Origin of the sequence: Actinomadura sp. NPDC047616 (assembly GCF_040642915.1) — a bacterium.
GTDB lineage: Bacteria > Actinomycetota > Actinomycetes > Streptosporangiales > Streptosporangiaceae > Spirillospora > Spirillospora miaoliensis.
This window is the reverse complement of sequence record NZ_JBEYTB010000002.1, coordinates 79,082-99,865: the sequence shown is the minus strand read 5'-3', so window position 1 is coordinate 99,865 and position 20,784 is coordinate 79,082. Positions and strand designations below refer to the sequence as shown.

Sequence of the window (20,784 nt, the reverse complement as noted above, 5' to 3'; positions counted from 1 at the left end):
CCCCCGGCCCCCGCAGCCCCCCACCGTCCCCGCCAACGAAGGAGTTCCAGGAGTGACCACCGCCGAGGCGACCGCCCCCACCGGGGCGTCCGCGGCAGACCAGGCGACTCCCTTCGCCCCCGGCGCGCGCATCGAGGTCCGCGACGCCGAGTGGATGGTGCGCACCTGCGCCCCCACCCGCCGCGACGGCTACATGATCAAAGCGGTGGGGGTCTCGGAGTTCGTCCGCGACGAGGACGCGGTGTTCTTCACCGAGATCGACGACGTCCGGCCGCTGCGCCCCGAGGACACCGAGCTGGTGCCCGACACCACCTCCGCGTTCGCCAAGAGCAGGCTGTTCCTGGAGTCGGTGCTGCGGCGCACGCCGCTGCCGCAGACCGAACGCGGCCTGGCGCTGGCCGACCGCTTCCTGCTCGACTCGCTCACCTACCAGCTGCGCCCGGCCGAGCTGGCGCTGCAGGGGCTGCGACCCCGCATCCTGCTCGCCGACGTCGTCGGCCTCGGCAAGACCCTGGAGATCGGCCTGATCCTCGCCGAGCTGATCCGCCGCGGACGCGGCGAGCGGATCCTCGTGGTCACGCCGCAGCAGGTCCTCGAACAGTTCCAGCATGAGCTGTGGACGCGCTTCGCCATCCCGCTCGTGCGGCTCGACTCGGTCGGCATCGAGCGCATCCAGCGCGACATCCCCGCCGGACGCAACCCGTTCCTGTACTACAAGCGGGTCATCATCTCCGTCGACACGCTGAAGAACCAGGGCCGGTACGGGCAGCACCTGGAGAACATGCACTGGGACGCCGTCGTCATCGACGAGTCCCACAACCTCATCAACGAGGGCAACCTGCGCAACAAGCTGGCCAAGCTGCTGGCGGCGCACACCGACGCGCTGCTGCTGGCGTCCGCCACCCCGCACAACGGCGACGCCAGGTCGTTCGCCCAGCTGATCCGCCTGCTCGACCCGACCGCCATCGCCGACCCGGACGACTACACCGCCGACCAGATCAAGCACCTCTACCTGCGCCGCACGAAGATCGCCGACGAGGTGCGCGACCAGATCGGCACCAAGTGGCCCGACCGGGGCCCGTCGGTCCCGATCCGCTGCGCCGCCACCGACAAGGAAGAGGCGATCTTCCGCGAGCTCACCAAGGTGTGGCTGGACGGCCCCGAACGCACAGGCCCGTCACCAGTCGGCCAGGACCGCCGCCTGTTCCCCTACACGCTGCTCAAGGCGTTCCTGTCGTCGCACAAGGCGCTCGGCTCCACCGTCGCCAAGCGGCTGAAGAAGGCCACCGAGCCCCGCGAGATCGAGGCGCTGAACGAGCTCGCCCGCCTCGTCGACGCCATCAAGGACAAGGATTCGGCCAAGCGCCGCGCGCTCGTCGACCAGCTGCGCGAGATCGGGGTCGGCGAGGGCAGCACCACCCGCGCCGTGGTGTTCTCCGAGAGCATCCCCACCCTTGAGTGGCTGGTGGAGACCGTCCCGGGCGAGCTGGGGCTCACCAAGGACCAGGTGCGGCTCATGCACGGAGGCTGCTCCGACCAGCAGCAACAGGAGATCGTCGAAGAGTTCTCCCTGGCCGACAGCAAGGTGCGGCTGCTGTTCACCGGGGACGTGGCGTCCGAAGGCGTCAACCTGCACCGGCAGTGCCACCACCTGATCCACTACGACCTGCCGTGGAGCCTGATCCGCATCGAGCAGCGCAACGGCCGCATCGACCGGTACGGGCAGCAGCACCAGCCGCAGTTCCGCGCGCTCATCCTCACGTCCCGAACCGAGGGCGCGAAGGACGACACCACCGTCGCCGAGAAGCTGCTCGAACGCGAGGAGCAGGCGCACCGCAGCCTCGGCACCGCCGAGGGCGTGACCCGCGAGTTCACCGCCAAGAAGGAAGAGGACCGGCTCATCAAGGACCTTCTCGCCGGAAAGACCGTCGAGGAGTCCCTCGAAGCCGCGGCCCCGGAGTCCGACTTCCTGGCCGACCTGCTCGGCACGGTGGAGAAGCAGGACGCCATCGCCGAACCCAGACGCGCGAAGGTGCCCCGGCTGTTCGCCTCGACCGAGGCGTTCGTCCGCGAGGCGCTGAACACCGTCTGCCCCGGCCTGCGCGTCGACGACGACGGTGAACTGCTGGCGTTCGAACCGCCGCGCGACCTGGTGCATCGCCTGTCGGCCCTGCCCGCCTCGTACCTGAAGACCCACAAGGTGACCGAACGGATGAAGGTCACCTTCGACCGGGGCCTCGCCCAGCGCAAGCTCGACGAGGCCCGCAAGACCAAGACGCTGTGGCCGGACATCGCCTATCTTTCCGACCTGCACCCCATGGTGGAGTGGCTGGTCGACAAGGTGCAGGTGCAGCTCGTCCGCCAGCAGGCCCCGGTGCTCACCGCCAGGGTGGACGGGCCGGTGTTCCTGGTGCAGGGCATCTACTCCAACGCGCTCGGCCAGCCCACCGTGGTCGAGTGGATGGCCGTCAGCGGCCTGCCGGACGCCCCCGTCATCCGCGACATGACCGAGGTCCTGGAGGAGGCCGGCGTCGGGCCCGACATGATCAACACGATGCGTCCCGTCGACCTGCCGCGGCTGCAGGCCCTCGTGCGTCCCGCGGTCGCCGAGGCCCGCAGGTGGCTCGACAGGAAACGCGACGAGTACGCCGAGCGCGTCACCGCGCCGCTGCGCGAACACCGTGAACGGCTCCGCGACTGGGAGCAGATGACGCTCAGCGGACTGCCGGACGATTGGCGCGGCGCCCGCAAACGCGGCGCCGTCGAGGGCACGGTCGCCGAACAGCAACGCCTGCTGCGCAGCCTGGAGACCACGGGCGAGCCGCTGCTGCGCATCCTGGCGGTGCTGGAGGCGGAGACATGAACCGCCCACCCGACTCGCCGCCCACCCGCCTCGGCGTCTTCTACGACGGCGGATGGCTCCACCACCTCGGCCAGTACTTCAGCCGCCACTCCCAGTGGAAGGCCCGTCCCTCCTTCGCGGGGATCCACGACCTGATGCGCTGGTACGTGAGCCGCGTGGCCGACCAGGACGTCCACGACATCGTCGTCACCGAGAAGCACTACGTCAGAGGACGCGGGGCCGACCCGTCGTCCACCTTCGACGCGGTGCTGGAACGTGAGGGCATCCACCGCCACGACGTCCGCTACAACCGCCACGGCGAGAAGGGCGCCGACGTCCTGCTGGCTCTGGAGGCGTTCCACCGAGCCCTCGAAGGCGCCTACGACATCGCCGTCCTCATCACCGGGGACGCCGATTTCGTCCCGCTGGTGGAGCGGCTCCACCGGCTCGACGTCTGGGTCGTCATTCCCGACATCGTGGCCACGTACCTCGACGACGCCGGTAAAAAACAGGACATCAAGTGCGGTCGCGCCCTCATCCAGGCCGTCGACCACGCCCCGGCCTGGGAGCACCTCTTCGAGGAGGCGCTGAAACCCGGCTACGACCTGACGTACCCGTTCATCTGGCTCGACGCGCAGTTCGACGGCAGCGAGATCGGGCCGGACGGCTATCGGCACGGCAGCATCAGCAGATGGGAGGACGGGTCGCCCTACGGGTTCATCACCGACACCGCCGGACGGGCCTGGTACGTCTCCAGAGACCAACTCGTCGGCCAGCGAGAATCGCTGCCGCTCTACCAGCCCGTCGCCTTCCTCGGCGACCCGGTCGTCCCGGCGGGCAAGTCCCATCCTCCGGCGCTGGGCATCCGCCCCGTGCCGCACACGATGTTCACGGCACCCCCCATGGACGATCTGGTCGAGTTCCTTCGCGCCCGCATGAGCGAGGACGAACAGGTCGCGAGCCAGTACGAGCCGGACGGGCCGTGGAAGGCGGGGGAGGAGCCTGGCCGGGCCCCGCTGGAGAAGAACATCGCCGCGTACCTGTCCCGCCTTTCCCCGGGCCGCGTGCTGGCCGACATCGAGGCCAAGCGGGAGATTCTCCGGCTGCACGAGGGCGGACCCGACGGCCGGTGCCCCACCTGTTCGGACGAATCTCCCTGCACGACGCTCAGGCTGCTCGCCGAGGTGTATCTCGACCATCCCGACTATCGGACGGAGTGGGGAGCATGACGTACGACTCTCTGGTCAACCGTGGCGACTACTTCTCGGCCCACTACCTGGCCGAGGTGCTGCCCAAGGACCTCAAGAAGAAGGACGGCCTGCTCGCCCGCTGGTCCGAACGTGAGAAGGCGGGGGAGCAGACGCCGCGCAGCGGCCTGCGCGCCCTGAGGAAGCCATACTTCCGCGACCGCGCGTTCTTCGCCGAGTTCCTGGAGAACATCCGCGAAGGCGGCACCGTGCGCCAGGACCCGGAGGATTGGCGCAAGGCACTGCACGAGCTTCATGGCGACGTCCTGCGCGCCCTCGGCTTCCAGGCCGAGCCCCGCACGCTGCTCGTCGAACGCGCCGACAAACAGTACGAGGTGGCAGTCGCCCACGCCGAACCGCACGACCGCCCGTCCGTCGTCGCGATCGAATGCGGCTGGGCGCCCGACGTGGACGCCGCCCTCGACCCCGACCAGGCCGGGCTCCTGCTGACCCCGGTCGAGCTCGACAACCGCGAGACGATCGAGACCGGCGACCGCCTGGCGTCGTGGCTGTTCGCGGGCGACGAGCCGCCCCGCTACGTCCTCATCCTCGCCGGCGGCGTGATCGTCCTCGCCGACCGCATGACCTGGGGCGAAGGGCGGTATCTGGCGGTCAGCCTGGACGTGGCGCTCGGCCGCAGCAACGCCCTGCCCGCCGAGCTCGACACCATCGCCGCCCTCTTCGGCGCAGACTCTCTCCTCCCACCCGAAGAAGGTGGAACGGAGAAGCTCGCCGAGCTTCTCGCGGGCTCCCGCCAGCACGCCGTAGGCGTCTCCAAGGACCTGCGCGACGGCCTGCGCGACTCCGTCGAGATCATCGCCAACGAGGTTCTCGACCGCATCCGCGAGCAGAACGTGCGGCCCGACCAGATCATGGAGCCCGCCGCCCTCGCCAAGGAGCTGGGACGCGAGTCCCTGCGCTACCTGTACCGCATCCTGTTCCTGCTGTACGCCGAGGCGCGGCCCGAGCTGGGCATCCTGCCCACCGACGACGAGGCGTACGTCAAGGGCTACAGCATGGCCCGCATTGGCGACCTGATCGTCCGCGACCTGGTGTCCGAGGAGTCCCGCCGCGGCTTCCACCTGTACGAGTCGCTGGACCTGCTGTTCCGCATGGTCAACGAGGGCCACAACCCCCGCCGCGGCGTCGACGTGGAGTCGGACGACGAGGGCCTGCGCTTCGAGCCCCTCAAGGCCGACCTGTTCGACCCCACGCGCACGTGCCTCATCGGAGAGATCGTCCTCGACGAGGACGACCCCGAGCCGAAGCGTCTCGACACCCGCCTGCGCAACGAGGCCCTCTACAAGGTTCTGCGCCTGCTCATGCTCGCCAAGGGCAAGCGCAAGGAGCGAGGTGGCTTCATCTCGTACGCGCAGCTCGGCATCAACCAGCTCGGCGCCGTGTACGAGGGACTCATGTCGTATACGGGATTCATCGCCAACGAGGAGCTGTACGAGGTCGCCAAGAACGGCGACCCCAAGGACGGCTCCTGGATGATCCCGGCCTCCAAGATCGACGACTATGACGACGCGGTGTTCGTACGCCGCACGGACGAGAACGGCATCAAGACCGACGAACGCGTCCGGTACAAGCCCGGCGCCTTCGTCTACCGCCTCGCGGGCCGCGACCGCCAGACCAGCGCCTCGTACTACACGCCCGAATCGCTGACCCAGGTCACCGTCCAGCTCGCCCTCCGCGAACGCTTGGACCAGGACGGAACCACCACCCGGGCCCGCGAGATCCTCGACTGGACGATCTGCGAGCCCGCCCTGGGCTCCGGCGCGTTCCTCAACGAGGCCATCAACCAGGTCGCCGCCGAGTACCTCAAGCGGCGCCAGGCCGAGCTGAACGAGGAGATCCCCGCCGAGCGGTACCCGGACGAGCTGCAGAAGGTCAAGGCGTACATCGCCCTGCACAACTCCTACGGCGTCGACCTCAACGAAACCGCCGTCGAGCTGGCGGAAGTGTCGCTGTGGCTGAACGTCATGTACCCCGGCCTCCAAGCGCCGTGGTTCGGCCTGCACCTGCGCCGGGGTAACTCGCTCATCGGCGCGGGCCGCCGCCTGTACGCCCCGGCCGACCTCAAGAAGAAGGCGTGGCTGACCACCGCCCCCAAGGACCACCCCTTCCGCGAAGGCACGATCCCCAGCGGCCACATCCACCACTTCTTGCTGCCCGCCCAGGGCTGGGGCGCCGTCGCCGGCGAAAAGGAAGCCAAGAACCTCGCCCCCGACGAGGCGAAGGCCCTGGCCAACTGGCGCAAGGCCCTCCTCAAGGACCCGGCGCCCAAGAAGAAGCAGGGCCAGTCGCGCAGCCAGGTCGAACGCCTCCAGGGCCTGTCCCGCCGCGCCGAATACCTGTGGTCCCTGGTCATCAAGCGTTTGGAGCTGTCCGAACGCGAAATCAGCCGCCGCATCGACGTGTGGGGCGCGGAGGATCTGCCCCAATCGAAGGAGGCCATCAGCCGCGAAGACGTCCTGAAGAACCTCACCCTCCCCGGCACGCCGTACTGGCGCCTCAAGACGGTGATGGACGCCTGGTGCGCCCTGTGGTTCTGGCCGCTGGACAAGGTCGGCCTCCTCGACGGCTCGGACGAAATCTATGAACGCCTGAAGCCCAACGCGCTCCCCACGCCCGCTCCTGAGCCCTTGGAGGCCCCCGACCCGGAACCGACCGGCTTCCCCGAAACCTGGGAAGCGCAGTCTTTGTTCGGTGAGTCTCCAGTCCAGGAGAAAATCACCGTCCCCAAGCCCCGTCCCAGGCCCAAGCCGAAGCCCAAGCGCATCGTCCGCCGCCAGGTGATCCCGCTCGCCGACCTGGACGACTGGCTCGACTTCGCCGAAGCCCTCCTCGGCACCGACGAGGTCTCGAAGGAGATGCTCTTCCCTGAGTTCGACCTTCTCTCTCAGATGGACGACCTAGAGGACGAACTCCCCGCCTGGATGGGCATGGAAGATCCGTGGCACCTGGGCGAGCGTTTCCCCTGGCTAGACACAGCCGAAGATATCGCGAAGGAACAAGGCTTCTTCCACTGGGAACTCCACTACGCCCAAATCTTCAACAAGGGCGGCTTCGACCTGCAGGTAGGCAACCCACCCTGGGTTCGTCCCCGCTGGGAAGAATCTCCCATCCTGGCCGAACTGGAGCCCTGGTTTGAGCTTGCAGAAAAGCCGTCGGCGACTGAATGGAGGAAACGCAAAACTATTGCATTGAATGAAGGGGAATCGCGACAGTTTTTTCTGCATGAATACGCTGGAAACGTGGCGTTCTCGTTGTTCCTGTGCTCTGTGGCTAGCTATCCACTAATGGTTGGCCTGGCACCCAATCTGTATCGCGCCTTCATGATTCGCGTATGGGAAAACCTTGGTCGATTTGGCATAGCTGGCCTAATTCATCCAGACTCTCACTTTACTGGTGCGCGTGAAGGAAGGCTGCGTGCTGCGGCGTACAGGCGGTTGCGCATGCATGCACACTTCCAGAATCGGCGCCTCCTCTTTGCTGATATTGACTGGAATATCGAGTTTGGCGTACAGGTCTACGGTGCAGAGCGAGCCATCGGGTTTGTTCACGTAAGTTGGCTATACGATGTCGACGCCTTGATCAATTCGTTCGAGCACGATGGTGCGGGCGAACATCCTGGTATCAAATACCAAGGATATTGGGACTTGCGACCTCACCGCGATCGCCTGACATGGGTGGACGAGGAGACGCTCCAAGAGTGGCGCTTGCTTACTGGTTCGTCAGATGTTTCTGTAGTCGAAACAAAGCTTCTCTATCCTGTTACTACGGCGGAGCGTGCAGCAATATCGGCCATATCTAGCGTGAAGAGAAGGCTGGGGGAGCTGCAGCCGCAAATCACCGCAGGCTATGATGAAACTGGTGCAGTAAGGGAAGGGCTGATCGAGTGGAAAGTTGGATTCCCTAGAGACTGGTCGGAAGTGATCGTCCGGGGCCCGCAGTTTGCTGCCGCCACTCCCTTCGCTAAGCAGCCTCCCAAGATGGGCAGGAATGATCCACAGATAAATGTTGCCACACTCAGTCCAGATGCAGTTCCCTCGACAAGCTATCAGCGTGCAACTGATCTGGATCGTTTTCAGCGGGCGCAGGACAGGTGGGTGGATCGACACCTACTTGCTGCTCTACGCAACTCGCCTGAGGAACTCGAAGATGCCCGCAAAGCTATTGCGCTATCTGAAGGTATTCCATTCAGAGACGTGACAACCGAGGCCATCGATGCTCGTCTCGAAGAAAAATCCCGAAAGCGCTATGCGGAATTCTATCGCGTCTTTTGGCGCGAAATGATTCCAAACAATACGGAGCGTAGTGTTTACGCTGCTCTCATGCCACCCGGTCCCACACATATTCTTGGGGTGCGCTCAATGGCGCTTTCGAGTAAGCGGGAGACCGCGGCGGTCGCGGGACTCTGGACGTCAATTCCGATTGACTACATTCTGCGTGTCACGGGACGCGGCCACCTAGGAATTGCGGACGCTTGTTCTCTGCCTTGTCCTGATATGAACCATCCACTCATGGAAGCACTGCTGCTGAGAACTCTGCGTCTAAACTGCCTTACTGCAGCATATGCCCCTCTCTGGCGCGAGCTCTTCTCGGTAGATTGGCGCTCTGATTCGTGGACGTGTAGGTGGGATGGAATTGACCCGCTCCATGAGATAGATGGTGACTGGACGCCTAGAACGCCTCTCCGAACAGAACTCGCCCGGCGTGCGGCGATGGTCGAACTTGATGTCCTTGCGGCATTGATGTTGGGCATCGGCGTCCAAGAGCTGACTGTGCTCTATCGCTCGCGCTTTCCTCAAATGGCCATATACGAGAGTGCGATGTGGTTTGATCGCAAAGGGCGAAGAGTTGCCGAAAACTTCAATGCCTATGGCCATGGCCAAAATAAAGAAGATTATAAGCAGTTGATTAGGTACTTGGCTGATCCGCAAGAGAATCCGCCGCCGGAGGGGTATACGCCGCCGTTTTACAAGGCGGATCGGGAGGCAGAGTATCGGCAGGCGCATGCCGTGTTCTCGGAGCGCTTGGAGCAGGCGAAGGCTGAGGGGTGGACGCCCGCAGACGGTAACTCGTCTGGGTAAGCCTCTGCCCGCCTGTATGTCAATGCCTCACACCGGGCAGCGGTGGGGCGTGGTGCATCGTGGAGGGCGCGGCGGCCAACGCGGCCGCCTATGAGCAGCGCATGGGCGAGGGGGACGCCTGAAGGCGGAGCCTCGGCGCGGTGGGCGTTGTTCGCGGATGCGGGTGGTGGCGTGCCGAGCCTTCGCTGTCGTGGCCTTGCGCGTTCTTGGAGTGCTCGGAGATGAGGGGCTGGGACACGGGCGGGAGGCGTCTGAGGGCTGGTACGAGTTAGGGCTTGAGGGTGGCCCAGACCCACTTGCCGCCGATGGGCTCGGGGATGAAGCCACAGTTGACGGCGAGCGTGGAGACGATCGGCAGCCCCCAGCCACCAAGGCCGTTGGCGGGTGAGCCGGAGAGCGCGGACGCGTCCGGGGTCAGGTCGGGGGCCGGCCTCATCTGGGGGAGCCGATCGCTGGTGTCCCAAACCGCGATCAGGATTTCGAGGGGGCGGCGGCTGAGTTGGAATCGGATATGGGTGTTCGGCGCCGCCTCGACCGCGTTAGTGGCCAGTTCTGATGCGATGAGAGCGGCGTCGTCCGATATGTGTAGGCAGTCCCATTCATTGAGTTGGTCCTGGGTCAGGGTGCGGGCGAGGCCCGGAGCGGCCGGGGAAGCGGGAATGCTGATCAGCATGTAGTCGGTCTTGGTCGACATCGTTGCGCCTCTGGTTTTCGTTGTTGCCCTCACGATGGCGCGCGGCCAGGGAAGCAGGTCCCGGCCGCGCGCGGTGGCGCTATCTCTGGTTGTTGGTCTGGGCGATGATCTTGGCGAGTTCTTCCAGCGTTTCCGCTGAGATCAGCCGCGCGGACCGGCCCTTGCCGATGAGGCCCCGCCATCGGCGCGTGTGGTGGCCCCACCAGCAGGGGACGTTGCCTTCGGACTCTCGCGGGCTTGATGGCAGCGCGGCTTTGACGTACGGCGTGAGGAGGGCCGCGATCTTTCGCGCGGCGGTCATTGGATCGCTGCACGGGGTCAGCAGCACGCCCCTGCTGGATCGGTACCAGGCGCGACCGGTCGGGGGCCCTGGCGCGACGCTGATGCATTCGCCGATCTGCGGGGCCGCCGCAGCGAAGACGTGAAGCATCGGCTGGGCTTCCGAGTAGCGGGTCCGAGTCGACCAGCCCGCTCGGGTGAGCACAGCGGCGAGGTTGTCGAGGTGGGTCTGGGGAGGCACCGCGCGGGCGATGTGCCCGGGGGGACGCCCATCGTCCGCGCGGTCGTCCCTCTCCTTACGGGTCCACGCGATCCTGAGCCGTGGCCCCTCGCGGTGACGGTTGTGTCGCGCCGTCACCAAGGCCTCCGGTTCCGCGCCCGCTCGCGCTCCTCGTTCAGGGCCTCGCGCAACTCGGCCGCGGTGGGGCAGATGCACGTCGCGTCAACGCCGGCGCTGCTGTCTCGGAGGGTGGCGACCCATTCGCCGAGTCGACCGTCGTGTCCGACAGCCCTCCAGATGCGGTGTCCGGGGAAGTCGACCCTGAGTTCGATGAGTTCCTGATCTCTCGGGTGGCTGGGCGGGTTCGTCATGTGGGCGACCTTGTGTCGTGATTTCGCTGCGTTACCTCCCACAAGCATGCTGTAATCAATCTGGGCCCTGGAAGAGTCAGAAGCCCAGGTCGAGAAAACCCCTCGATGCTGTTAGAAACCATCGAGGTTTCGAACGTCTGGAGGTCCCGATGCCTCGTCGCCCCCGCGATCTTGGTGTTCCCCAGTCGCCCGCCGACTACTTTGCCTCGGAACTGCGCGCCTACCGCGAGGCGGCGGGCCTCTCGCGTCCCCAGCTCTCGGAACTCCTCGGCTACACCCCCCAGTGGATCGGCCAGATCGAGCAGCGTCAGGCCACACCGTCAGAGGCGTTCGCCAAGGACTGCGACACCTTCTTCAAGACCAACGGGAGCTTTCACCGCAACTGGAAATGGATGCAGCAGATCGACGAGATTCAGATACTGCCGCCCGGCTTTTCGGAGTTCCTGGAGAGGGAGGCCGAGGCTGCTCTGATGTACAAGTTCGAGGCCATGGCGGTGACCGGGCTATTTCAGACGTGGGACTACGCCTTTGAGGTGCTTAAGAATGGCAGGACACGCGAGGAGGCGGAACAACTCGTTGCAACCCGACTGGCGCGGCAGGAGATCCTCACCGGCGAGGACCCGCCTGGGGTCGTCGCCATCTTCGACGAAGCTGTGATTCGGCGGCCAGTCGGGAGCGACACCATCATGCGGGCTCAGCTTGAACGCCTGGTTGACCTGGCCGAACTGCCCCACATCACTATGCATGTCGTCCCCTTCAGCAAGGGTGCCTATGCCGGAGTGATGGGCTCCATGACCTTGTTGGGGTTTGACGATGGCTCCGATCTGGTGTATATCGACGGTCATGTGGGTGGCCAGCTCATCACGCAACCCAGCGTAGTTCGACAGTACGCCCGACGCTTCGATCTGATCAGAGGTGTGGCCGAACCTGCTGATGCGTCTTTGAGATTGGTTCAGGCGGCATTGGAGTGCCTATGACAACACCGGATTCAGCTACCTTGTTGTGGCGGAAGAGTAGTTGGAGCACAAATACGGGCGGAGACTGCGTCGAAGTGGGCCTTGTTTGGCGGAAGAGTAGCCACAGTGGCGACACAGGTGGCGATTGCGTTGAGGTGGCGTCTCGGGACATGGTGGTCGCCGTGCGGGACTCCAAGGATCCGGAGGGGCCGAAGCTGATCGTCCGTGCGGACGGTTGGCGGGCGTTCGCTCAGCAGGTCAAGCAGGGCGAGTTTGACCTCGGCTAGGAAGCTCGGAAGTTCGGAGCCTCGGTCCGTAAGCGGGCCGAGGCTCCTTACTTTGTTGAGCCCCTACGTCACTGCGGGCTGACCGTAGGCCTCGCGATGGACTTCTGGAGGGCCGACGCGGCGTGCGACCGATGCTGGGGGCCGGGCGACTGGGGAGGCGGCGTTGCGTTGGTGCGGGATGGCTGGTGCAGCACACGGATGCGGCCCTGCGTCATGGGGAGGTCGATGACGTGCATGAAGATCCATCAGCGCATGGACGATTCCAGCGGTTCAGTACACAGGTCGAGGTTGCGATGCCCCGGGCCGGTCAGTGACCAAGAGTCGGTGATCTATGTCCTGTGGCGGGCTGTGCAGGTGCAAGACACAGCCCGGGAACCAGTTGGGCTCGTCACTGTCAAAGCGCCAATGATCTTCGACGCCGCGCTTCGCATCGTCTGCATCCTGGCAGACGGGGGACGCGGCTGAATGGTTCGCTCCAGCATCGATTGTTCCGTCGACTTGTCGTACCACCTCGCCCAGTGGCATGCGTGGTCGGGACGTCTGAGGTCCCTCGTCATGGCATGCCGCTTGTCGCGCTTCCTGGATTTCGGCATGCCCTAAATGGATGATCGCGCACCTGTGGATCTTGACCGAGACAATCGATCTTGATTTCCTGTTCGTGATCATCGCGTGATCCGCAGTGCGAGGCGGATGGAGAGGAGTGGGTGTCATGAAGCTCACCAAGCTGTACAAGGATCCGGCTTCTGGCGGCGAGGGGTGCCCCACCGTCTACCTGGCCGAGAACGGGGACTTCGTCGTCCAAGGGGTCCAGCTCGACCAGGCGACCACCAACGAACTGGAGAATGTCCTCCCAGGTGAGACCGCAGTGCGTATCGCCCCGGAAGTGATCCTTGGTGCGATCGAGCGCTACCGCGAGCACCGCTGAGCAACTGCCGTCCTTGGGGCGAAGCGCGGTTCGCTCAGTGGCTAGACGTTCCAACGCCAGTTGTCGACATCCGGCATGCCGAGTGCTGAGAGCGGCGAATCTGGTCTGACATCTCGTGGGCTACTGAACTTCGATGAGTCTTGTCGGGCTCGCGAGCTCGGCTGCTGCGGCGCCAAGATGTGCGGGTGACGGAACGCGACGCGGATCTGCTGGCCTTGTTGCGCGGGCTCGATGATCCCGAGTGGCTTGAGTGGCCCCGTGACTACGATCGCAGGGAGAGCGGTGCGCTGTTCGACCGCCTGGTGGCACGGCTTGAGGACGACTTCGCCGCGCGCTGTGCCACCGAGCGGGACACGCAGGACTCCAGTGAGTACGGGCGTGTCACCGTCCCGGCGGAGGCGACCGTGTGCGGGACTCGGATCGTCGTCTGCGTGAGCAAGTTCGGGTCACTGGCCCTGGTCTGCGCCGACAACCCCGGAGCCTTCCTCGGCACCGAGGAAGCGCAAGCTGATGGCGCGTTGGACGCCGCCGATCTCAGCAAGGTCAATCAGGCACTGGCCGACCTCGGGTATGCGATCGTTCCAGAGGAACTACTGGAGCGCGACTACGACGGACCGAGCCTGCTGCCCTCGCACGTCCAGCGGCCCACCTGGTGGGCTCGCTTCTTCGGCTACTTCTGACGAGTGCGCCGCAAGGGACGGGCCGGTGCCGGCCAGGTGCCCGTTGATCGCCTCATGGCGGTACTGCAGCGTCTTCATCCGGTGCTTGACCGCGCGAGTGACCTTGCCCATATGGGCGGCTGCGAGGTTGCCGATATCCCGCTTGGCCAGCGGCCAAATGCTCTCTGTCGGGGTGAGGTCAGGCGCGTAGGTCACCCACCGTCCCGATGCGGGGGATCTCCGGCGCGTCAGGTACGGTAGGTCCGCGTTGCTTGCGCATGCGGCCGGGCCCGCCGTCAGTGCGCGGCACGCGACTCGGGGTGAGGTGCGGGCGCCCTGACGGACCCAGATCCGGTGGAGTCCGCACGATGACGGCTGCCAGGGCCGAGATCTTTTTCGTGGATTCAAGCCATGTTGCGTGCGGGTGTCTATGAAGCCTCGCCGGAGAACGGAAGATCTGTTTGATCGATAATGCCTCCCCTGGCGGGTCAGGCGGGCGGAGTTCTTCACGTTCTCTGGATGCCTGCCGGCCTCTTGCGGCGGGCAGATCCACCAGACCTCGTCTACAACGGCCGTTCCGAAGCACGACGTCCGATCAAGCAGTGACGCGGTGGTTTCGTTACGGGTCGAAGGGCGTTGATAAGAAACCGGTTCCGGTGGTTTGGAAACAACGCCACTTTCATTGACTGACTGGCGAGAGAAAATCCTACTTAATCACCGTCAGTCTGTTGAATAATGTGCACGCTTGTCGGATTTGTGGGTAATTTAAAGGGTGCTACAAAGGGCTTGACGGCTTGGATTTTCATGGTGAAATGGCGACGTGGATATGAACTTCTCCGCGTCCTACCGCGCTCTCGATGAGTCCGCGGCGAGGGCGTTCCGCCTGCTGGGGCTGCATCCCGGGCCGGAGTTCTCGTTGCCCGTCGCGGCGGCGCTGGTGGGGATGAACGACCAGGCGGCAAGACGGCAACTGGACGTCCTGGTGGACGCCGACCTGCTCCAGTTCACGGGAAGCGACCGATACCGCCTTCACGAGCTGCTGCGCGGTCACGCACTCGAACAGGCGCGTGCCGACGAGGCCGCCGACCAGGTCACCACCGCGCGGCGGCGTGGGCTGGTCTGGTATCTGCGGACCGTCGACAACGGGCACAAGGTCGTCCTGCCGAACTTTCACGACGTGCCGCTGCCGGACGACGATCTGCCGGTCGAGCCGCTGACCTTCCCTGACGTCGACGCCGCGATGGAATGGTTCGAGCTCGAGCGCACGAACCTGATGTCGGCGCTGGAAACGGCGATGCGGGAAGAGCAGTACGACATCGCCTGGCGGCTACCGGCTGTCACGTGCGGCTTCTTCGAGTTGCGCGGGTACTGGACGGCGTGGCGGGACAACCACGAAACGGGGCTCTCCGCGGCCCGTCACGCCGGCGATCGCTACGGCGAGGCGTGCAACTACCTCGGGCTGGGCGACGCGAAGTGGCTGCTGCGCGACAGGGACGGCGCTCTGGAGTGCTACCGGGAGAGCACGCGGCTCGCCCAGGAGGTGGGAGATCCGTGGATCGAGGGATTCTCCCTCCGGCAGACCGGCGTCATCCTCTACGAACAGAAGCGCATCGACGAGGCCGTGGACGCGATCGAGCGCGCTATCGAGGTGTTCCGCACCTCGGGTGAGCAACGAGGCCGGGGAATGGCCCTGATCACTCTGGGTGACTGCCTCCGGGCCCGGCAGGATCACGCCGCCGCGGTGGAACGCTGCCGCGAGGCCGTGACCATCTTCACCGAGATTGGCGACCGGTGGAGCATCGCCTGGGGCCGGTGCGCGCTCGGGCTCGCCCTCGGTGAGGCCGGAGAATACGCCGAGTCGCTGGCCCACAACCAGGACGCGCTGGCGGTGTTCCGCGAGTTCGGCAACAAACGCAACGAGGCGCGGGCGCTGATCGGCATCGGAGAGGCCCAGCAGGCGCTCGGCAGACTCGACGAGGTCCGGCGGGCGTCCGCCGAGGCGCTCACGATTCTGGACTCCCTCGACGATCCCCAGTTGGCCGACCTGCGTGAGCGCGCGGAACGGCTGGACGTCGACGGCGGCGACGGATGAGCCGGGCCCCGCGTCAGGTGAACGTCCGCCTTCGTTGAGGAGTCACCATGGATTCTCGCGTCAGCGTGCGTGTCGGCGGTCGCGACCTGGCCGTGGCCTGTCACGACGCTATCCGGACGTTGCACGACGACGTCTTCCTGCGGCCGCCGTTCGAGTACGCGCCGACGGCGCCGCAGGACCACGACGCGACGCTGCGCGAGATCCGTGAGGACCCGACGTTCGGCATCGCCGTCGCGGGCACGGGCCCGGACGACCTTGTCGGCTTCGCCTACGGTCACCGGCTGCCGCCCGACCATCGGTGGTGGACACGCTTTCCCGAACCCCTTCCCGACGACATCGTCGCGGAGTGGGAGGGGCGCACCTTCGCGCTGATCGATCTGGCCGTCGCGGCGCGGTGGCGGCGCCGGGGCATCGGACGGCGGCTGGTGGAGACACTGCTGACGTCCAGGGACGAAGAACGGGCCGTCTTGTCGGTGCAGCCTTCGGCGAGCGCGGCACACGCCCTGTACGAGGAGACGGGATGGCGCCTGGTCGGCAGGAAGGGGCCGATCCCGGGCGTCATCCCGCCCTACTGGGACATCTATCTTCGTCCGCTCGGCGCGGTGTGTGGTCGGCAGCGCTGAGGCGAGCGGCGCTGCGGTGGCCGTTGAGCTCTCGTAAGCGCTTCACCCCATGGTCTTGCTTACTTACAGCCTGGTTGGGCGGCTGTGTCCTGCCGGCAGCATGTTCACTGGCGCTTACATTCCGGGCGGACGCGAGGTTCGCCCGAAGTTTCATGTTGAGAATCTCAGTGAATCGGGAGATCTCTGGGAATCGTCAGGCGGGCCGCCGTTCGCGTCGGTCGCGGTCGCGTTGAATCCGTCTGACCGTCTGAGCTGTGCGTTTATCCGGAGAGGCCGACTCGGCCCGTCGCTTTGCATCGTGGCGTGATGCGGCGTATCGACTGATCCCTCCTTCCCTGGGTGATCAATCGTTCGATAGCGCCGGGCGTATTCGTCAAGGGAGAGAAGGCAAGTCCTAGTGTTCTGAGTCATTAATGTTCTTGCAGTCGGTATCGTGGGTGGGTGCCGACCCCCAAGTCTGAGCCCGTGGTGTTGACCGATGATGAGCGGCGGACGCTGGAGGCGTGGGCGCGTCGCCGGAAGACCTCGCAGGCACTCGCGGTCAGGTCGCGGATTGTGCTGGCGTGCGCCCGGGGCGCCTCGAACACCGCGGTCGCCGCTGAGCTGGGCGTTTCGCGGGACATGGTGGCCCGCTGGCGTAAGCGGTTCCTGGCCGGGCGACTGGAGGGCCTGTCGGACGAGCCGCGTCCGGGCCGGCCTCGCGTGATCACCGACGATCAGGTCGAGCGGGTCGTGGTCAGGACGCTGGAGGAGACGCCGGGCGCGGACACGCACTGGTCGACCAGGTCGATGGCGGCGGCGACCGGGATGTCGCAGTCGGCGATCTCGCGGATCTGGCGGGCGTTCGGCCTCAAGCCGCACACCGTGCAGACCTGGAAACTGTCGACCGATCCCCAGTTCATCGACAAGGTCCGCGACGTGGTGGGCCTGTACCTGAACCCACCCGAGAACGCCCTTGTCCTGGCGGTCGACGAGAAGAGCCAGATGCAGGCGATCGACCGGACCGCGCCGATCCTGCCGGTCATGCCGGGCACCCCGGCCCGGATGACCCACGACTATGTGCGGCACGGCACCACCAGCCTGTTCGCCGCACTCGATCTGTCGTCGGGTTCGGTGATCGCCCAGCACTACCGCCGCCACCGCCATCAGGAGTTCCTGCGGTTCCTGAAGCTGATCGACGCCGCCGTCCCCAAGGACCTGGACCTGCACCTGGTACTGGACAACTACGCCACCCACAAGACCGAGAAGGTCAAGCAGTGGCTGATCCGCCACCCCCGCTTCCACCTGCACTTCACCCCCACCAGCAGCTCATGGCTCAACCTGGTGGAACGCTGGTTCGCCGAGCTCACCCGCCGCAAACTGCGCCGCTCGGCCCACCGCAGCGTCGTTGAGCTGGAGAAAGACGTCCGCCGCTGGGTCAACGAGTGGAACAAAGACCCCAAGCCGTTCGTCTGGACCAAACCCGCCGACGAGATCCTTGAGACCCTCGCCGCCTACTGCCAGCAAATTAACGACTCAGGACACTACTAGTGTTCTGAGTCATTAATGTTCTTGCAGTCGGTATCGTGGGTGGGTGCCGACCCCCAAGTCTGAGCCCGTGGTGTTGACCGATGATGAGCGGCGGACGCTGGAGGCGTGGGCGCGTCGCCGGAAGACCTCGCAGGCACTCGCGGTCAGGTCGCGGATTGTGCTGGCGTGCGCCCGGGGCGCCTCGAACACCGCGGTCGCCGCTGAGCTGGGCGTTTCGCGGGACATGGTGGCCCGCTGGCGTAAGCGGTTCCTGGCCGGGCGACTGGAGGGCCTGTCGGACGAGCCGCGTCCGGGCCGGCCTCGCGTGATCACCGACGATCAGGTCGAGCGGGTCGTGGTCAGGACGCTGGAGGAGACGCCGGGCGCGGACACGCACTGGTCGACCAGGTCGATGGCGGCGGCGACCGGGATGTCGCAGTCGGCGATCTCGCGGATCTGGCGGGCGTTCGGCCTCAAGCCGCACACCGTGCAGACCTGGAAACTGTCGACCGATCCCCAGTTCATCGACAAGGTCCGCGACGTGGTGGGCCTGTACCTGAACCCACCCGAGAACGCCCTTGTCCTGGCGGTCGACGAGAAGAGCCAGATGCAGGCGATCGACCGGACCGCGCCGATCCTGCCGGTCATGCCGGGCACCCCGGCCCGGATGACCCACGACTATGTGCGGCACGGCACCACCAGCCTGTTCGCCGCACTCGATCTGTCGTCGGGTTCGGTGATCGCCCAGCACTACCGCCGCCACCGCCATCAGGAGTTCCTGCGGTTCCTGAAGCTGATCGACGCCGCCGTCCCCAAGGACCTGGACCTGCACCTGGTACTGGACAACTACGCCACCCACAAGACCGAGAAGGTCAAGCAGTGGCTGATCCGCCACCCCCGCTTCCACCTGCACTTCACCCCCACCAGCAGCTCATGGCTCAACCTGGTGGAACGCTGGTTCGCCGAGCTCACCCGCCGCAAACTGCGCCGCTCGGCCCACCGCAGCGTCGTTGAGCTGGAGAAAGACGTCCGCCGCTGGGTCAACGAGTGGAACAAAGACCCCAAGCCGTTCGTCTGGACCAAACCCGCCGACGAGATCCTTGAGACCCTCGCCGCCTACTGCCAGCAAATTAACGACTCAGGACACTAGGCATCCTTTATGTCACATTTCGCATGATCTTGCTTGCAGGGTGGCGTCGAGAGGTGACTCTGAGTGGGGTTGTGCTGCATCTCAAAGGATGCGGTCGGGGACGCTGCTGAACTGGTGATTGGCGGGGGCGGTCGCAGGTGAAGGGTGATTGGAACGGGCCACATCGCACCCTTGCGCCATCTTCGTCTGTCTTGTGATGGACAATATGCTTGATTTTTCAGCAAATCGGCGCATAATGATTGCGGGGCCGGTGTGTCCGCGTGGCCGGGGGTGCGTGCCCGCTGATCGCCGGTGAGTTGTGTCCGGCGGGGTCAAACGGGGAGGCGTGAGGTGTCCGAGACGGGGACGCACTGGGCGAGAAGGACGCTGACGCAGTACGCGATGCTGCTGGCGGGCGCCGTCGTGATCGGCATCGGAGTGTTCCTGCTGTTTCTCGACGACGATCTGGGCGGTGGCGAGATCGCCTCGGCCGTTGGGCTCAACCTGATCGCCTCGGTGGTGTTCGCGGGCATCTTCTCTCACCTCAGCGGAAAGGTGCAGGAGCGGCTGCTGCTCGAACGGATCGAGGGGACGATCGGCAAGCTCTCCGACGATCTGTTCGGCAAGCTGGACGGCTACGACGAGCGCTACATGCCCACGGGCACCTATGGCGCCGGGGACCGGTATGACAAGGAGTACAACCGCCACGTCACCGACAGCCTCGCGAACACCCGCTCCTACTACTTCCGCGGCACCAGCGCCAAGTACGTCCCCGCGCGCCTGCACAGAGCGCCGCGCGGCAACCTCCGTGACGTGCGCATCATCATGCTGGATCCCAGGAACCGCGAGGTCCTTGAGGCGCGAGCCGCCATAAAGAAGGATCAGACCGGCAGTACGGAAAAGGTGGAAGATCTCGCCGCGGAGATCAAGGAAGAGATCTTGATGTCGGTGGTGGCGCTGTACGAATGCCGTAATTTCTGCAGTCCGGAAATCGCATTCGTGCAGGATGTCGCGGCTACCCGGATTGAGATGTTCGATGATGCGGCCTACATCTCCTGGTATCAGGGGCCGGACTCGGCCAATAAGCCGTTTCCTGAATCTCTGAAGTTCGCTCGGGGTACCTTCCTCTACGAGGTGCAGTCCCAGGAGTTGCTCGGCCGGTACGGGCTGGCAAATCCGCTCAAGATTACTCGAAGCATGCCCGAATCGGACATTCTGCAGGAGTTGACAGAGCTCGCCGGCCGACCGGTCACGTCGGACGACGTGCGGAGATGGAGCGAAGAGCATGCCAGGTACGTTGCGGACTTCAAAAGATTCCTCGAACGGCTATGAGTCCCCGCCGCCGTCCTCCCGGGACGTGGTGATCGGGCCGCTCAAGGACAAGGTGTTCGGCGTGCTGGTCAGCGCTGCCACCTTCCACCACGACAGCATCCTCCTCCTTCGCCGAAGCCTGGACCAGAAGTTCATGCCGGGGGAGTGGTCGGTTCCCGCGGGGAAGATCCAGCCGCGTGAGGAGAGCCTGGAGCAGGCGGTACTGCGGGAGCTGTGGGAAGAAGCCGGAATCCGCGGCCGGGTGCTGCGCAACCTCGGCATGACATGGTTCGAGAGCGTGTACTACCAACAGCCCCTTCAGCACATCCAGTTCAACTTCGTCGTCGCCGCGGACCGTCCGGACGTCGAGCTACGCGACGGATCGAACATGGATCACATGTGGCTGCCCATCGACCGGATAGACGACCCACCCGTCAAGATCGATGAATTCACCATGGGGCTGGTGAACAGCGCCGTCGACTTCTACGAGAAGAACCACGGCTCCTCCGACGGGACGGATCGTCAGACCACCCGCTGAGCC

Annotated in this window: 16 protein-coding genes; 13 read left to right on the top strand and 3 right to left on the bottom strand. The window is 65.3% G+C overall.

From position 1 onward, the window contains the following. Positions 1 to 52 precede the first annotated feature (52 nt). The 3 genes from ABZ801_RS04830 to ABZ801_RS04820 are packed head-to-tail and all read left to right on the top strand — an operon-like array spanning position 53 to position 9,188. Positions 53 to 2,863, top strand: coding sequence for a DEAD/DEAH box helicase (locus tag ABZ801_RS04830; protein WP_360692910.1), 2,811 nt, complete (start codon positions 53 to 55; stop codon positions 2,861 to 2,863). Continuing rightward, positions 2,860 to 4,071, top strand: a complete 1,212-nt coding sequence (locus tag ABZ801_RS04825) for a DUF6221 family protein (protein ID WP_360692907.1) — start codon at positions 2,860 to 2,862, stop codon at positions 4,069 to 4,071. Before ABZ801_RS04830 ends, ABZ801_RS04825 begins: the two co-directional genes overlap by 4 nt. Beyond that, positions 4,068 to 9,188 carry a class I SAM-dependent DNA methyltransferase gene (locus tag ABZ801_RS04820; RefSeq protein WP_360692904.1) on the top strand — a complete coding sequence of 1,707 codons (5,121 nt, stop codon included), beginning with the start codon at positions 4,068 to 4,070 and terminating at the stop codon, positions 9,186 to 9,188. Before ABZ801_RS04825 ends, ABZ801_RS04820 begins: the two co-directional genes overlap by 4 nt. Positions 9,189 to 9,456: 268 nt before the next feature. Here the strand turns inward: ABZ801_RS04820 and ABZ801_RS04815 are convergent, their stop codons facing one another. The 3 genes from ABZ801_RS04815 to ABZ801_RS04805 all read right to left on the bottom strand — a co-directional run bounded on the left by ABZ801_RS04815 (position 9,457) and on the right by ABZ801_RS04805 (position 10,752). Beyond that, positions 9,457 to 9,882 carry an ATP-binding protein gene (locus ABZ801_RS04815; RefSeq protein WP_360692901.1) on the bottom strand — a complete coding sequence of 142 codons (426 nt, stop codon included), beginning with the start codon at positions 9,880 to 9,882 and terminating at the stop codon, positions 9,457 to 9,459. Positions 9,883 to 9,961: 79 nt separating this feature from the next. Next, positions 9,962 to 10,402 (bottom strand): hypothetical protein, encoded by a 441-nt coding sequence (locus ABZ801_RS04810; RefSeq protein ID WP_360692898.1) that lies wholly within the window; start codon positions 10,400 to 10,402, stop codon positions 9,962 to 9,964. 113 nt (positions 10,403 to 10,515) lie between these two features. Next, on the bottom strand, positions 10,516 to 10,752 hold the full coding sequence (locus tag ABZ801_RS04805) for a hypothetical protein (RefSeq protein WP_360692895.1): 237 nt from the start codon (positions 10,750 to 10,752) through the stop codon (positions 10,516 to 10,518). Between the two features lie 149 nt (positions 10,753 to 10,901). Between ABZ801_RS04805 and ABZ801_RS04800 the strand changes: the two genes are divergently transcribed. The 10 genes from ABZ801_RS04800 to ABZ801_RS04755 all read left to right on the top strand — a co-directional run bounded on the left by ABZ801_RS04800 (position 10,902) and on the right by ABZ801_RS04755 (position 20,781). Further along, complete coding sequence (locus tag ABZ801_RS04800) at positions 10,902 to 11,729, top strand: helix-turn-helix transcriptional regulator (protein WP_360692892.1); 828 nt, start codon at positions 10,902 to 10,904, stop codon at positions 11,727 to 11,729. Then, positions 11,726 to 11,995, top strand: a complete 270-nt coding sequence (locus ABZ801_RS04795) for a DUF397 domain-containing protein (RefSeq protein ID WP_360692889.1) — start codon at positions 11,726 to 11,728, stop codon at positions 11,993 to 11,995. The genes ABZ801_RS04800 and ABZ801_RS04795 overlap by 4 nt, the downstream gene beginning before the upstream one ends. Before the next feature lie 709 nt (positions 11,996 to 12,704). Continuing rightward, entirely contained in the window at positions 12,705 to 12,920 is a 216-nt protein-coding gene (locus ABZ801_RS04790; protein ID WP_360692886.1) for a hypothetical protein, read from the top strand. Between the two features lie 185 nt (positions 12,921 to 13,105). After that, entirely contained in the window at positions 13,106 to 13,600 is a 495-nt protein-coding gene (locus ABZ801_RS04785; RefSeq protein WP_360692884.1) for a hypothetical protein, read from the top strand. An 805-nt stretch (positions 13,601 to 14,405) separates the two neighbouring features. Continuing rightward, positions 14,406 to 15,671, top strand: a complete 1,266-nt coding sequence (locus ABZ801_RS04780; RefSeq protein WP_360692881.1) for a tetratricopeptide repeat protein — start codon at positions 14,406 to 14,408, stop codon at positions 15,669 to 15,671. Between the two features lie 47 nt (positions 15,672 to 15,718). Then, complete coding sequence (locus ABZ801_RS04775) at positions 15,719 to 16,294, top strand: GNAT family N-acetyltransferase (RefSeq protein ID WP_360692878.1); 576 nt, start codon at positions 15,719 to 15,721, stop codon at positions 16,292 to 16,294. A gap of 441 nt (positions 16,295 to 16,735) precedes the next feature. Then, the gene (locus ABZ801_RS04770; protein ID WP_360692875.1) at positions 16,736 to 17,824 is read left to right on the top strand and encodes an IS630 family transposase; all 1,089 of its coding nucleotides are present in this window, start codon (positions 16,736 to 16,738) and stop codon (positions 17,822 to 17,824) included. A 43-nt stretch (positions 17,825 to 17,867) separates the two neighbouring features. After that, positions 17,868 to 18,953, top strand: coding sequence for an IS630 family transposase (locus ABZ801_RS04765; protein WP_360692872.1), 1,086 nt, complete (start codon positions 17,868 to 17,870; stop codon positions 18,951 to 18,953). Positions 18,954 to 19,283: 330 nt separating this feature from the next. Next, complete coding sequence (locus tag ABZ801_RS04760) at positions 19,284 to 20,264, top strand: hypothetical protein (RefSeq protein WP_360692869.1); 981 nt, start codon at positions 19,284 to 19,286, stop codon at positions 20,262 to 20,264. A gap of 25 nt (positions 20,265 to 20,289) precedes the next feature. Next, positions 20,290 to 20,781: an NUDIX domain-containing protein gene (locus ABZ801_RS04755; RefSeq protein ID WP_360692866.1), complete on the top strand. Its 492-nt coding sequence runs from the start codon at positions 20,290 to 20,292 to the stop codon at positions 20,779 to 20,781. The last annotated feature ends 3 nt before the right edge of the window (positions 20,782 to 20,784 follow it).